We start from the raw sequence: 1030 nt of genomic DNA on the forward strand, positions 1-1030 counted from the left end.
CCCTTCGGCCCGACAAAGCGGCCGAGCTGAACATAGCGCGTGTAGACGATGCCGCCGTTGGGATAGGTTTGCTTTAGCACGACGTAGCGGCCGCAACCGCCGATGATCGGCAGATCGGCCGGCGCCTGCTCGCTCACCTCGATCTTGACGACGACGCCGTCCGCCATCGCCGCCACCGGACCGCCCGCCTTGTCCATGGTGAAATCGACGCCGGRATGCTCGTCCTGGGTCCAGCATCCGCAGGAGGTCATCGTCTTGTCCGCCGGCTTGTCGGCGCGAGGAAAACTTCGCGGAGTCAGGAATTCATTGACCAAAAGTCCCGGCCCTTCAGGGGACGTGAAGGCATGGATCGCATAGAGCGACAGTTTGTCCCCGACCGGCACTTCGTTCGGAAGAAAGCCGTAGACGACATCCTGGATGAAGACCTTGAGCTCGCGTCCCTTGGCGGAGCGGACCGTGATGCAATTGGTCGCCTGCAAGCCGTCGGCATCAGACTTGGGCATGCCACTCATGATCAACGCGCGCTTCAGCGCTCCGCTGGCGCACGGCTCCCCGTGCGACGCCAGCGTGACGTCGAGCTTCAGCGGCGACATCGGATAGACGTCGAGGCCCGTCGCCGGCCGTTTCCGCGCCAGGAACTCGTCGAGATCGGTCTCCTTGTAGCGGGCGAAGTTGAACTCGGCGCTCGCCGCATTTGAAGCGGCGCTCAGCGCGGCAAGCAGGACAGCGACAGCAAGCAATCCCAGCCTGTGGGAGATACGCGGCGTCGACATTTGGGATCTCGTGATGCGGTGCGGTTGAGGAATGCCCGAGCAAACCATGAGCGCATCTTCGCGGCAAGGTAGACCGCACCCTGCAGCTCAATCATGAGAGGTCTTCTTGCAGTCTTCAGGGATTGCCGCGGCCTTCCAACGCATGTCCACATCTTCAGCACACCGTTGGAACCGCTGTCATCAAACTGAAACACTCGCCCTCTAACGGGCTGGCAGGCCGTCCTGCCGGAGGCGACCATCCTCCAACAGTCCTGACA

General features: G+C 62.4%; 1 protein-coding gene. It reads right to left on the reverse strand.

From position 1 onward, the window contains the following. A partial coding sequence (locus ACXJL8_RS41880; protein WP_456687124.1) for a M23 family metallopeptidase occupies window positions 1-773 on the reverse strand: 773 nt, incomplete at its 3' end. Window positions 774-1030: the final 257 nt, after the last annotated feature.

This window comes from Bradyrhizobium sp. P5_C11_2 (assembly GCF_054049755.1).